General features: G+C 60.0%; 11 protein-coding genes. 5 read left to right on the plus strand and 6 right to left on the minus strand.

Annotation, left to right across the window (positions count from 1 at the left end):
• Positions 1-41: 41 nt before the first annotated feature.
• Positions 42-719, minus strand: a complete 678-nt coding sequence (locus AC0Z8Z_RS16875) for a dual specificity protein phosphatase family protein (RefSeq protein WP_485619843.1) — start codon at positions 717-719, stop codon at positions 42-44.
• Between the two features lie 194 nt (positions 720-913).
• Here AC0Z8Z_RS16875 and AC0Z8Z_RS16880 point away from each other — a divergent pair, with 194 nt between their 5' ends.
• The 3 genes from AC0Z8Z_RS16880 to AC0Z8Z_RS16890 all read left to right on the plus strand — a co-directional run bounded on the left by AC0Z8Z_RS16880 (position 914) and on the right by AC0Z8Z_RS16890 (position 4,604).
• A complete protein-coding gene (locus tag AC0Z8Z_RS16880) occupies positions 914-1,972 on the plus strand; it encodes a PA0069 family radical SAM protein (protein ID WP_485619844.1) in 1,059 nt (352 codons plus the stop codon).
• A gap of 306 nt (positions 1,973-2,278) precedes the next feature.
• Positions 2,279-2,944, plus strand: a complete 666-nt coding sequence (locus tag AC0Z8Z_RS16885; protein WP_420793012.1) for a carbonic anhydrase — start codon at positions 2,279-2,281, stop codon at positions 2,942-2,944.
• Positions 2,945-3,074: 130 nt separating this feature from the next.
• Positions 3,075-4,604: a SulP family inorganic anion transporter gene (locus AC0Z8Z_RS16890; protein WP_272629895.1), complete on the plus strand. Its 1,530-nt coding sequence runs from the start codon at positions 3,075-3,077 to the stop codon at positions 4,602-4,604.
• 22 nt (positions 4,605-4,626) lie between these two features.
• Here AC0Z8Z_RS16890 and AC0Z8Z_RS16895 read toward each other — a convergent pair whose 3' ends face one another.
• Positions 4,627-5,277: a hypothetical protein gene (locus AC0Z8Z_RS16895; RefSeq protein WP_485619845.1), complete on the minus strand. Its 651-nt coding sequence runs from the start codon at positions 5,275-5,277 to the stop codon at positions 4,627-4,629.
• 151 nt (positions 5,278-5,428) lie between these two features.
• Here AC0Z8Z_RS16895 and AC0Z8Z_RS16900 point away from each other — a divergent pair, with 151 nt between their 5' ends.
• Positions 5,429-6,061, plus strand: a complete 633-nt coding sequence (locus AC0Z8Z_RS16900) for an SCO family protein (protein WP_485619846.1) — start codon at positions 5,429-5,431, stop codon at positions 6,059-6,061.
• A 46-nt stretch (positions 6,062-6,107) separates the two neighbouring features.
• Here the strand turns inward: AC0Z8Z_RS16900 and AC0Z8Z_RS16905 are convergent, their stop codons facing one another.
• From AC0Z8Z_RS16905 to AC0Z8Z_RS16915, 3 genes are all read right to left on the minus strand, one after another.
• The gene (locus tag AC0Z8Z_RS16905) at positions 6,108-6,881 is read right to left on the minus strand and encodes a MetQ/NlpA family ABC transporter substrate-binding protein (RefSeq protein ID WP_122623668.1); all 774 of its coding nucleotides are present in this window, start codon (positions 6,879-6,881) and stop codon (positions 6,108-6,110) included.
• A gap of 65 nt (positions 6,882-6,946) precedes the next feature.
• On the minus strand, positions 6,947-7,621 hold the full coding sequence (locus AC0Z8Z_RS16910) for a methionine ABC transporter permease (RefSeq protein ID WP_485619847.1): 675 nt from the start codon (positions 7,619-7,621) through the stop codon (positions 6,947-6,949).
• Positions 7,621-8,628 (minus strand): methionine ABC transporter ATP-binding protein, encoded by a 1,008-nt coding sequence (locus tag AC0Z8Z_RS16915; RefSeq protein ID WP_485619848.1) that lies wholly within the window; start codon positions 8,626-8,628, stop codon positions 7,621-7,623. The genes AC0Z8Z_RS16910 and AC0Z8Z_RS16915 overlap by 1 nt, the downstream gene beginning before the upstream one ends.
• A 382-nt stretch (positions 8,629-9,010) precedes the next feature.
• On the opposite strand from AC0Z8Z_RS16915, the gene katE reads away from it, so the two are divergent.
• A complete protein-coding gene (katE, locus tag AC0Z8Z_RS16920) occupies positions 9,011-11,170 on the plus strand; it encodes a catalase HPII (protein ID WP_485619849.1) in 2,160 nt (719 codons plus the stop codon).
• 72 nt (positions 11,171-11,242) lie between these two features.
• On the opposite strand, the gene AC0Z8Z_RS16925 is transcribed toward katE, so the two are convergent.
• Entirely contained in the window at positions 11,243-11,956 is a 714-nt protein-coding gene (locus tag AC0Z8Z_RS16925) for a PA5502 family lipoprotein (RefSeq protein ID WP_485619850.1), read from the minus strand.
• Positions 11,957-12,036 lie beyond the last annotated feature (80 nt).

Below are 12,036 nucleotides of genomic sequence, written 5' to 3' on the forward strand. Positions count from 1 at the left end.
GCCTGCTAACGCCAGCCATACAATGTGCAAACTGTCCGGCTTCACAACCGCCACAGTATCGTCTGCACCCCCATCACATCGGTTTTCTCGAACCAGCCCTTGACCGAGCACCGGGCAAACACGCTAGTGCTGCATGCCCCCGCGTCCATTGCCGACTTCAGTGCCGCCACATCGACGTTGTTGATGTAGGCAATCCCGCGCTTGAGGCTGTCTTCGTCGCCATAACCGCCATGTTCCATCTCATCCAGCGCCGCTTGTTTGCTCCAGCCCTGGGCAACGATGCGGTACATCGCTGCCACCAAACCAGTGCGGTCCAGCCCGTGCTTGCAGTGAATCAGCACCGGCCCGTTTTGCTGCGCGGTCTGGATAGCCCGAAGGCTTTCGATCACGTCTGCGTCGTCGATGTGCACCACCTGCAGCGGAATCTGCACCTGCGCCACGGAGGCATCGGACAGCCATTTGCTGTCACTTTCCTTGAGGAAATTGATCACCGTGTGAACGCCAAGCCGCTGCAGAAGCGGCTGTGCTGCGGCGTCCGGCTGACGACTGCGGTAAAGCGTGGGCGTTATCTGGTAGAGGTTGTAGTGCGGGTCGAGGAGTTGCGCCCACTGCGCCGGGCGTGACGATTGCGCGGATGAAGCATCTTCAGCGTGAGCGAGAGACACAGAGGATATGGCCAACAGCAGGAGGAGTTGAGCAGCGAGCGGGCGAAGAAGCATGGAAGACGTACCGTGGAAACCAGCCGTTTATCGATGGGGCAAGTTTTCGCCGCGCAAGGTCAAGGCGCTGTGAGGGGCGTGTCAAAAGGTAGTGAAAGCCGTTGATCGGCGCCGGAGTGTTTTTCCGGGGCGGCGCGTGAACGGCAAGAGCGTTTCGCGATACTGTATGCATAACCAGTTATCAAGGAGCCGTCATGTCCATTCAGTTGCCCCCACGCGGGCGCGGCACTGCGACCAACCCCCACAACCGCTTCGCCCCCAACCGATCGGTGGCCGAAGACGACGGCTGGTATCAGGAAGTACCGCTGACCCAAGGCACCACCGTCACGCTGGAAACCGCCAAGAGCATCATCGCGCGTAACTCATCGCCCGACATTCCTTTCGACCGCTCGATCAATCCTTACCGGGGATGCGAGCACGGTTGTATTTATTGCTACGCGCGGCCGAGCCACGCGTATTGGGACATGTCGCCGGGGCTGGACTTCGAGACCAAATTGATCGCCAAAACCAATGCTGCCGCTCTGCTGGAGCAGCAGCTGTCCAAGCCTGGCTACACCGTTGCGCCGATCACCCTGGGCGCGAACACCGATCCGTATCAGCCCATCGAGCGCGAATACACATTGAGCCGGGCGACGCTGGAAGTGCTGCTGCGCTATCGCCATCCGGTGACGATCATCACCAAAGGTTCGCTGATTCTTCGGGATCTGGACCTGCTGGCCGAGCTGGCGAAGTTGCGGCTGGTGTCGGTGTTCATCAGCCTCACGACCCTGGACGACGAGCTCAAGCGCATCCTTGAGCCCCGGGCTGCCGCGCCCAAGGCCAGGCTGCGGGCGATCAAGGTTCTGCGTGATGCCGGTGTGCCGGTGGGCGTTTTGCTGGCGCCGATGATTCCAATGATCAATGACATGGAGCTGGAGAAGCTGATGGCCGAGGCCAAGGCCGCCGGCGCGTTGAGTGCGAGCTACGTGATGCTGCGCCTGCCGATGGAGGTTGCGCCGCTGTTCGAAGAGTGGCTCCAGGCGCATTATCCGCAGAGGGCCGAGCATGTAATGAGTCTGGTACGGCAGAGCCGCGGCGGGGAGGTGTACGACAGCCGCTTTGGCTCGCGAATGCGCGGTGAGGGGGTGTTCGCTGAACTGCTGGCCCAGCGTTACAGTCTCGCGATCAAGAAGCACGGCTTGAACCGGCGGGAAAGTTTTCAGCTGGACTGCACCGCGTTTTGCCCGCCTGGCGGTCAGATGTCGCTGTTGTGACTTGAGCGGCGTCTTAAGGGTGTTGCGCCACGACAGGCGCTTGCGCTTTAGATTTTCTAACGCAAGAGCCCCGATCTAGAGCCACGCATTCAGTTTCAATTAAGTTTGCGTCGTTAAGGTGAGTCGGAAGTGACCGATTGGTCTTGTAGGAAAATTAACGCAAGAAGACCAGAAAAAAGTGGGTCATCCACAGGATTCGCCGGAAAATCCACTTAAATCCGTCAGAGAGGATGAAACATGAGTGACCAGGATAAGCAGCCTCAGGCTGCGACGACAGGCGTAACGCCTCAGGTGGAAACCGCCGAAATGGCGTTGAAGCAGATCGTTGATGGCTTCAAGCATTTCCGTCATGACGTCTTCCCTCAGCAGGAAGAACTGTTCAAGAAACTCGCCACCGCCCAACATCCCCGGGCCATGTTCATCACCTGCGCCGACTCGCGCATCGTCCCGGAACTCATCACCCAAAGCTCCCCGGGCGACCTGTTCGTCACCCGTAACGTGGGCAACGTCGTCCCGCCGTACGGCCCCATGAATGGCGGCGTTTCTACCGCTATCGAATACGCCGTACTGGCTTTGGGCGTGCAGCACATCATTGTCTGCGGCCACTCCGATTGCGGGGCCATGCGCGCCGTTCTCAACCCCGACACGCTGGAAAAAATGCCGACGGTCAAAGCCTGGCTGCGCCATGCGGAGGTCGCCAAGACCGTTGTGCAGGACAACTGCAATTGCACTGGTGAGCATGAAACCATGCACGTGCTCACCGAAGAAAACGTCATCGCGCAGCTGCAACACTTGCGCACGCACCCCTCCGTGGCGTCCAAGCTGGCCAGCGGTCAGTTGTTCATCCATGGCTGGGTCTACGACATCGAAACCAGCGAAATCCGCGCTTACGATGCCGAGCAGGACTGCTTCCTGGCGCTGGATGGCGACCACCCGGTGCCCATGGCGTCGATCCCCCGCGGGCGATATTGATCGCCGGCTGACCCGCTGCGCCTGAGCGCAGCGGCGTTGGCCCTGACGGTTCCACCTCATACAAGCTCGTAGCGGCCGCACATAGCGCGTGCCGCCGGGCGTCGTCACGTCTGAATTCCGGAGAGTCGTCATGGCTACTACTGATCTGAAAGCGTTGTTACCACGGGAGCTGCTGGCTTCCGTGGTGGTTTTTCTGGTGGCCCTGCCTTTGTGCATGGGAATCGCCATCGCGTCCGGCATGCCGCCGTCAAAAGGTTTGATCACCGGCATCATTGGCGGCTTGGTAGTGGGGTGGCTGGCGGGTTCGCCACTGCAGGTCAGCGGCCCGGCGGCAGGTCTGGCGGTGCTGGTGTTCGAGTTGGTCCGAGAGCACGGCATGGCCATGCTCGGGCCGATTCTGCTGCTCGCCGGTGCGCTGCAATTGCTGGCTGGACGCCTGAAGCTCGGCTGCTGGTTCCGCGTCACCGCTCCGGCGGTGGTGTACGGCATGCTGGCGGGTATCGGCGTGCTGATTGTGCTTTCCCAGTTCCACGTCATGTTCGACAGCGGACCCAAGCCTTCCGGACTTGATAATCTCGTGGCGTTCCCGCAGACCGTAATGGGTGCGTTGGGGATGGGCAGCGCCATGCAGGCCGGTCTTCTCGGGCTGGGCACCATCGCGGTGATGTGGCTGTGGGAAAAGCGTCGGCCCCATGCACTGCGGTTCGTACCGGGCGCGTTGCTCGGCGTCGGCATCGCCACGGTGGTGAGTCTGGTAATGAGCTTGCAGGTCAAGCGTGTCGAGGTTCCGGCTAATCTTGCTGAAGCCATCGACTGGCTGCGCCCTGCGGACCTGTTGAACCTGGCCGACCCTGCCATCCTGATCGCGGCGATTGCCGTGGCCTTCATTGCCAGCGCTGAAACCCTGTTGTCGGCGGCGGCGGTGGATCGCATGCATGATGGTCAGCGATCGGACTTTGATAAAGAGCTCAGCGCCCAAGGCGTGGGCAACATGCTCTGCGGGCTGGTCGGCGCGCTGCCGATGACCGGCGTAATCGTGCGCAGTTCGGCGAACGTGCAGGCGGGTGCGAAGACCCGTCTGTCGGCAATGTTCCATGGTTTGTGGCTGCTGGCGTTCGTGCTGTTGCTGTCGAGCGTGTTGCAGAGCATTCCTGTGGCCAGCCTGGCCGGCGTGTTGGTCTACACCGGTGTGAAGCTGGTGAATGTTCAAGCGCTCAAAGGGTTGGGCCGCTACGGCCGCATGCCGATGTTCATCTATGGCGCGACCGCCAGTGCAATCGTACTGACCGACTTGTTGACGGGCGTGTTGGTCGGCTTTGGCCTGACCCTGGTGAAGCTGGCGCTGAATGCTTCGCGCTTGAAGATCAATCTTGTCGACCTGCCGGCCGAAGGCGAAATGGAGCTGCGCCTTAATGGCTCGGCCACGTTCCTCAAGGTGCCGGCGCTGACGCAAACGCTGGAAACCGTACCGCCGGGAACCACGCTGCATGTGCCATTGGGCAACCTGACGTACATCGACCACTCCTGCCTGGAGCTGCTGGAAGAATGGGGACGCGCCAACGCGGCGCAGGGCTCGCGTTTGCTGTTGGAGCAGCGGCTGCTCAAGCGTCGCGTGGAGGGAAGGATCCGTACGTCGATCGGAGGAGCAGCGTTGCACTGAGGCGGGTAAAGGGAGTGCGGGATCAGTCTTTCCCGCGCTCCAGTTCCAGCCCTACGCCCAACTGACGTGACAGGCTGGGCCAGCGTTTCCACGCCGCATCGGTGTCCGGGCTGGCAAGGCGCTCGCGGTAGGTTTCCACCGATTCCAGCGAGAAGCTGTCGTCATTCAACATCTCGTCGATGGCGTGATGCACCACTTCATCGAGCTGATTGGCGAAGGCCTCGCCGATCAGTTGGTGGGCAATGACGCTGGCCACCGTGGTGTTCATCGGGATCAGCGGCTGGCCGAAATGCTTGATGTACAGATCATTCACTTCTTCCACCAGACGGTGGGCCAGATACGCCTCATCCAGCAGCCCGTCCAGACCTTCGTGGCCCGCCATGATGGCGGGCGGCTCGGTGAAGAATTGCTCGGCGATTTTCAGGACCGGCTTGATCTGGCTTTCAATGCCCGCCTGCAAAGCGACGTCATGGGCGGCGTCCAGCAGGTCCGGCACCTGACCGATGTAAGCAATGACGAAACGCGTCAGCACGCCTCGCGCGTCTACGTCTGGCAAGTGAATGGACGGGTGAAGATGAGGAAGTTGCGACTCCAACTGGCGCGCTAGCTGACCGGATTGGTTTTCGTGTTCCTGAGCTCGGGTGATCTGCTCGCGCAATGCGGCGGTGTTCATGAATGCTCCATAGGCAGTGAAACCAGGCAGTCATTATAGGGAAGTCCATACCTTAGCCTGCCCACAAATGACGCTAAGACGTAATTGTCATAACAGCTTCATGGTTATGTGCATAATCGCGCGACCGTGGATCACTCATTGTGCTGAACTCATGACCCGAACCCAGAAAACCGTATTCATCCTTGTGGCTATTCTGGCGCTGGTGCTTGGCCTGACCGTCTACCGTACGCTGTCCGGAATTGACCAGGGCGACCAGACCGCGCTTGTCGATGCAGGGATCATCCTTCTCCCGCAGAGCCGCACTGTGGCGGATCTCTCGCTCACCGATCAGGACGGCCAGCCCGTTTCCTTGAACCAACTGAAGGGCAAATGGACGGTGCTGTTCTTCGGCTACACCTTCTGCCCGGACATCTGCCCGACCACTCTCGCCCAGCTGCGTCAGATCAAAAGCGAGCTGCCCGGTGAGGCCGTCGACAAACTGCGCATTGTGCTGGTCAGCGTCGATCCTGATCGCGACACCCCGCAACAGCTCAAACAGTACCTGGGTTATTTCGACAAGCAGTTCGTCGGCCTGAGGGCGCCGGTGGATACGCTGCAGAAGCTGGCGAATGCCGTGAGCATCCCCTACATCCCGGCTGATACCAGCAAGCCGGGCTACACGGTCGACCACAGCGGCAACCTCGCCCTCCTCGGCCCCGACGGTACCCAACGCGGCTTCATCCGCGCGCCGCTGAATAGCCAGAAGCTGGTGGCGCAGTTGCCGGGGCTGGTGGAGAGGAAGTGAGGAACGATGATCTCGGCGTTGCGCCGAGATCATTGGTGTGGGGGGATCAGAACGCCGGAACGACCGCGCCTTTGTACTTCTCGACGATGAACGCCTTGGTTTCCGGGCTGTGCAGTGCGGCGACCAGTTTCTGGATGGCCGGGGCATCCTTATTGTCTTCGCGGGTCACGAGGATGTTCGCGTAAGGCGACTCCGATCCTTCGATGATCAACGCATCCTTGGTCGGATCAAGCTTGGCGGTCAGGGCGTAATTGGTGTTGATCAGCGCCAGGTCCACCTGCGTCAGCACGCGTGGCAGAGTAGCGGCTTCCAGTTCGCGGAATTTCAGGTTCTTCGGGTTCTGCTGAACGTCGCCTGGCTTGGCGGTGATGCTGTTCGGATCCTTCAGGGTAATCAGGCCGGCCTTGACCAGCAGCAACAGAGCACGGCCCTCGTTGGTGGCGTCATTCGGGATCGCGACATTAGCGCCGTCCGGCAGCTCGGCGAGGCTCTTGAGCTTGTCCGAGTAAGCGCCAAAAGGTTCGATATGAACCTTGGCCACGCTCACCAGATGGGTGCCCTTGCCCTTGTTGAACTCATCCAGATACGGCTGATGCTGGAAGAAATTGGCGTCCATGCGCTTCTGATCGACCTGCACGTTCGGCTGAATGTAATCGTTGAACACCTTCACGTTCAGCGTCACACCTTCCTTTGCCAGCATCGGCTTCACGAACTCGAGAATCTCTGCGTGGGGCACGGCGGAGGCCGCCACGGTCAAGGTCTCGTCAGCATGGGCAGACAGCGCCGCCACAGCAGCGAATACAGCCAACAACTTCTTCATGTCTACTACTCCTGAAATGCACGCGCGGTGGCATGCATTGGCCGGTCAGTGACCGGCGAATTCGGTTAACGGTGTGAAAAGTGCGCGACCAGCCTGTCGCCGACGGTTTGCAGGATCTGCACCAGCACCAGCAGCAATACGACCGTCACAAACATCACATCGTTCTGGAAGCGTTGGTAACCGTAGCGAATCGCTAGGTCGCCCAGGCCACCGGCCCCGACCGCACCGGCCATGGCGGTGAACGACACCAGCGCAATCGCAGTCACGGTGATTGCGGCGAGAATGCCCGGGCGTGCTTCAGGCAACAGCGCCTTGATCACGATCTGCCGGGTCGTTGCGCCCATGGCCTGAGTGGCCTCGATGATGCCGCGGTCCACTTCCCGCAGCGCGGTTTCCACCAGGCGGGCGAAGAACGGGGTGGCGCCTGCGATCAATGGCGGCAGCGTGCCTAGAATGCCCAGCGAGGTGCCGGTGATGATTTCCGTCAGCGGCATCATCACGATCAGCAGGATGATGAACGGCAGCGCCCGCAGCATGTTCACGATGAGGCCAACGGTGGTGTAGACCGGCCTGTTCTCAAGCAACTGACGCGGCGAGGTCAGGAACATCAGCACGCCGAGCGGCAAGCCCAGCAGGACGGTGAACGCCAGCGAGACACCGAGCATGATCAGGGTGTCGCCGGTCGCCAGCCAGATTTCGTACCAGTCGACGTTGGAAAACAGGTTGAGAAAAGTGTCCATCAGCGCAGGACCTCCATGTGAACGTCGGCTGCGGTGAAGCGGGCAAACGCGGCGTCCATGTCACCACCGGTGATGGCCAGCGTCAGTTGCCCGTAAGGCGTGTCTTTGATGCGGTCGATACGGCCGGCCAGAATGCTGTAGTCCACGCCGGTTTCCCGCGCGACCGTTCCAAGCAATGGCGCGTAGGTCGCTTCACCCTGAAACGTCAGACGCACGATACGGCCCTGAACGTGGGCGAAATCGCTGTTCAGCTGGTTTTCGTCGACTTCTTCGTCTTCCTGCACAAAGCGCCGAGTGGTCGGGTGCTTGGGGTGCAGAAACACATCGGCCACAGCGCCCTGCTCGACGATGACGCCCGCGTCCATGACCGCCACCTGATCGCAGACACGACGGATCACGTCCATTTCGTGGGTGATCAAAACGATGGTCAGGTTCAGTTCGCGATTGATCTCGGCCAGCAGCTGCAACACCGATGCCGTGGTTTGCGGGTCGAGGGCGCTGGTGGCCTCGTCGCACAGCAGAATCTTCGGCTTGGTCGCCAGCGCGCGGGCGATGCCGACGCGTTGCTTCTGACCGCCTGACAATTGCGCCGGATATTTTCTGGCGTGATCGGACAGACCCACGCGAGCCAGCAATTCGGCCACGCGCTGATCGATCTGCGCGCGGGACATGTCCCCGGCCAGGGTCAGCGGCATGGCGACGTTGTCGGCCACGGTCTTGGACGAGAGCAGATTGAAGTGCTGGAAAATCATGCCGACCTGACGGCGGAAGCCGCGCAGACCGTCGGCGTCCAGCGCGGTGACATCGACGTTATCAACCAGGATCTTGCCGCCGCTGGGCGCTTCAAGGCGGTTGATAAGGCGCAGCATGGTGCTCTTGCCCGCGCCGGAGTGGCCGATCAGGCCAAACACCTGGCCATTTTCGATGCGCAGGCTGGTGGGGTGCAGCGCGGGAATTTCCCGATCGGCGACCCGATAGGTTTTGTGGACGTTCTGAAACTCGATCACGGAGCGAACCTTGTGGGGCGCGTTGAAAAATCAGCGTGGAGACTCATGCCTTTCATCACGCTGCTGAGCGATGCCATTTCGGCTTCGGCTGGGTAAACCGGGCGCGCATTTTAGCCTGTCGAATCCGGGTTGGGCCCAGCCTTCTTAGCATTTATTTCGCACCGAACCTGCTGAACGGTCATATGGATGGCCGACTGTCAGTCTGATGATGAAAATCGAAGAATCGGAAAAACAAACGGAACGGCTGTTTTCATCATCAGTCACTTACTTAGCGCCTGAATAATGCCTGACTTCGTGTCAGGCATTTCCGCTTACGAGCTCCTGCCGCCGCCACACCTTGGTGGGCTAAAAAGGAGCCGTCCGAACTGAGGAGTTTTGTCTGATGAGTACGAACACCAATCCACCTGTTAGCGCCAACGCCAACAGTGAACTGGCTGGCACTGACACGCTGGACCGTGGCAACACCAACGCCAAGGTCGAAAGTCTTGAAACGTTCCGCTCCGACGCTACCGGCGAGGCTTTGCGCACCAATCAGGGCGTAAAGATCTCCGACAACCAGAACACGCTGAAAGTTGGCTCGCGCGGCCCTTCGCTGCTCGAAGACTTCATCATGCGCGAGAAAATCACGCATTTTGACCATGAACGCATTCCGGAGCGCATCGTCCACGCGCGCGGCACGGCGGCGCACGGTTATTTCCAGAGCTACGAGAACCATTCCGCACTGTCGAAAGCCGAATTCCTGCGCGATCCGGGCAAGAAAACCCCGGTCTTCGTACGTTTTTCCACGGTTCAGGGCCCACGCGGCTCCGGCGATACCGTCCGTGACGTACGCGGTTTCGCAGTCAAGTTCTATACAGGCGAAGGCAACTACGACCTGGTCGGCAACAACATGCCGGTGTTCTTCATTCAGGACGCCATCAAGTTTCCCGATTTCGTACATGCCGTGAAGCCAGAACCTCATAACGAAATCCCTACCGGCGGCTCGGCTCACGACACGTTCTGGGACTTCGTTTCCCTGGTGCCGGAATCCGCGCACATGGTGCTGTGGACCATGTCCGACCGTGCGATCCCGAAAAGCCTGCGCTCCATGCAGGGCTTCGGCATTCACACCTTCCGCATGATCAACACCGAAGGTAAGTCCTCGTTCGTCAAATTCCACTGGAAGCCCAAGTACGGTACCTGCTCCCTGGTGTGGGACGAAGCACAGAAACTGGCGGGCAAGGACACTGACTTCCATCGCCGCGATCTGTGGGAATCCATCGAGATGGGTGACTATCCGGAATGGGAACTGGGCGTACAGATCGTCGCCGAGGAAGACGAGCACAAGTTCGACTTCGACCTCCTGGACCCGACCAAAATCATCCCGGAAGAGCTGGTGCCGGTAACGCCGCTGGGCAAGATGGTGCTCAACCGTAACCCGGACAACTACTTCGCCGAGACCGAGCAGGTTGCGTTCTGCCCTGGCCACATTGTGCCGGGTATCGACTTTTCCAACGATCCGCTGCTGCAAGGTCGGCTGTTTTCCTACACCGATACGCAGATCAGCCGACTGGGTGGGCCGAACTTCCACGAGATCCCGATCAACCGTCCGGTTTCGCCGAACCACAACAACCAGCGTGATGCGCAACACCGCACCACCATCGACAAGGGTCGTGCTTCGTACGAGCCGAATTCGATCGATGGCGGCTGGCCGAAAGAAACCCCTGCCGGTCCGCAGGATGGCGGCTTCGAGACGTATCACGAGCGCGTCTCGGCAGATAAGGTACGTGAGCGCAGCCCTTCCTTTGGCGATCACTTCTCCCAAGCCACGCTGTTCTTCAACAGCATGAGCGAGCACGAGAAAGAGCACATCATCGCGGCCTACAGCTTCGAGTTGGGCAAGGTGGAGCGTGAGCACATCCGCGCACGTCAGGTGAACGAGATTCTCGCGAATATCGACCTCACCCTGGCTAAACGTGTGGCTGAAAACCTTGGCTTGCCAGCGCCGACCGCTCCGACTGCCCAAGCGCAAAGCAACGGCAAGTTGACAGTCGATAAGTCGCCGCTGCTGAGCCAGGCAAACCTGCTGCCTGCCGACATTGCCTCGCGCAAAGTTGCCATCTTGGTCGCCAATGGCGTCGACGACAAAGCCGTAGCGGCGATGAAAGCGGCGCTGGAAGCCGAAGGCGCACACGCCAAGGTGCTGGGTCCTACCTCCGCACCGGTTAAAACCGCGAGCGGCGCTACGCTGGCCGTCGATGCTTCGATGGAAGGTTTGCCATCGGTTGCGTTCGACGCTGTGTTCATTCCGGGCGGCGACGCTTCGATCAAAGCGCTGAGCGGCGACGGCGTGGCACTGCACTACGTGCTTGAGGCCTACAAGCACCTCAAAGCCATTGCTTATGCAGGTGATGCACAGAAGCTGATCGATCTGCTTCGTCTGGAAGCAGATGCTGGCCTGTTGGCCGTTTCAGACAGCGCCTCGTTCAAGGCGTTCTTCGATGCGATTCAGCAGCACCGCGTTTGGGCTCGTGAGCCGAAAGCGAAGGCAATTCCTGCGTAATTTGCAGGAGTAGCGCGTAACAAAAAGGCGTTGCCCGCGAGGGCGACGCCTTTTCTTTTGATCAAAAATCGATCAGAGCTGAGCGGGTTTCAACACGATCTTCGCGGGTTCGGTGCGCTCGATTTCGCGCTGCATCTGCAACTCGAAATCCGGGTTGATCTTCGTAACGCGCTTGGTCAGCAAGGTCGCCAGCCAAGGGTAGTCGTCGGTGCGTGGCACTTGCACGATGACGTCGCAGTTGAAGGCTGTCACGTCTTCAGCGATGTCACTCAGCTGCCGGCGTAGCTGCTTCATGTCTCCAAGCTTCAGCTCGATGGTTGTGCTCTCGGCGCTCGGGTCGATCACCTTCGCCTTGCGCTTGGCTTCGGCAGCCCGCAGATCGGCTTCTGCCTTTTCCAGCTCGGCTTTACGGGCGTGGGCGATGGCGCCGTTTACGCCACTGGTCAGCGCCGGGGCTTTTGGCATCAGGGCACGAGCACGGCTGAGCGCGGTGGCGGCAGCGTTCATGTCACCCTTTTGCAGCACGATCTGGCTGCGACTCAAATAAGCCTCAGCCAACTGACGCTGGTATTGCTCGAGTCGAGGATCGTCCGGGGATTTGCCTTGCAGCGCGGCGAGTTGATCTTCCGCGGTGGCCAACTCGCTGCTGGCAATGTTCTGTTCCAGCTGCTGATAGGCATCGGGCGGCGCAACAGGCACCGGCTGCTCGACGGGCTTGCTCTGGCAAGCGCTCAACAGAACGGAAAATGCAGCAAGCAGCAGATAACGGGATGCGAACGGCTTCATTCCTGCGATTCTCTATTTGCGCAAAAAACGAGCAAGTCTACACACAAGTGGCTTGCCCCGAAAATAACTGATCACTATCG

The sequence above is a fragment of the Pseudomonas sp. 1L-C-7-B-C1 genome, from assembly GCF_057291635.1.

What these genes read in the sequence shown, in the direction of transcription:
- katE (WP_485619849.1), top strand. Translation starts at nt 9,011, where the DNA reads ATGAGTACGAACACCAATCCACCTGTTAGCGCCAACGCCAACAGTGAA.
- AC0Z8Z_RS16890 (WP_272629895.1), top strand. Translation starts at nt 3,075, where the DNA reads ATGGCTACTACTGATCTGAAAGCGTTGTTACCACGGGAGCTGCTGGCT.
- AC0Z8Z_RS16910 (WP_485619847.1), bottom strand. Translation starts at nt 7,621, where the DNA reads ATGGACACTTTTCTCAACCTGTTTTCCAACGTCGACTGGTACGAAATC.
- AC0Z8Z_RS16905 (WP_122623668.1), bottom strand. Translation starts at nt 6,881, where the DNA reads ATGAAGAAGTTGTTGGCTGTATTCGCTGCTGTGGCGGCGCTGTCTGCC.
- AC0Z8Z_RS16880 (WP_485619844.1), top strand. Translation starts at nt 914, where the DNA reads ATGTCCATTCAGTTGCCCCCACGCGGGCGCGGCACTGCGACCAACCCC.
- AC0Z8Z_RS16925 (WP_485619850.1), bottom strand. Translation starts at nt 11,956, where the DNA reads ATGAAGCCGTTCGCATCCCGTTATCTGCTGCTTGCTGCATTTTCCGTT.
- AC0Z8Z_RS16900 (WP_485619846.1), top strand. Translation starts at nt 5,429, where the DNA reads ATGACCCGAACCCAGAAAACCGTATTCATCCTTGTGGCTATTCTGGCG.
- AC0Z8Z_RS16885 (WP_420793012.1), top strand. Translation starts at nt 2,279, where the DNA reads ATGGCGTTGAAGCAGATCGTTGATGGCTTCAAGCATTTCCGTCATGAC.
- AC0Z8Z_RS16895 (WP_485619845.1), bottom strand. Translation starts at nt 5,277, where the DNA reads ATGAACACCGCCGCATTGCGCGAGCAGATCACCCGAGCTCAGGAACAC.
- AC0Z8Z_RS16875 (WP_485619843.1), bottom strand. Translation starts at nt 719, where the DNA reads ATGCTTCTTCGCCCGCTCGCTGCTCAACTCCTCCTGCTGTTGGCCATA.